At 52.9% G+C, this 206-nt stretch carries 1 rRNA gene; it reads left to right on the plus strand.

Annotation, left to right across the window (positions count from 1 at the left end):
• Positions 1 to 206: ribosomal RNA gene (locus tag AB4Y44_RS43170) — 23S ribosomal RNA — on the plus strand; the annotation flags it as partial.

A 206-nucleotide genomic window follows, 5' to 3' on the forward strand; every position in this document is an offset into this window, starting at 1 on the left:
CGTCCGGTGTCAAGAGGGAAACAACCCAGACCGCCAGCTAAGGTCCCCAAATATGGCTAAGTGGGAAACGAAGTGGGAAGGCTAAAACAGTCAGGAGGTTGGCTTAGAAGCAGCCACCCTTTAAAGAAAGCGTAATAGCTCACTGATCGAGTCGTCCTGCGCGGAAGATGTAACGGGGCTAAGCCATATACCGAAGCTGCGGATGC

The sequence above is a fragment of the Paraburkholderia sp. BR10937 genome (genome assembly GCF_040965695.1).
Lineage (GTDB): Bacteria > Pseudomonadota > Gammaproteobacteria > Burkholderiales > Burkholderiaceae > Paraburkholderia.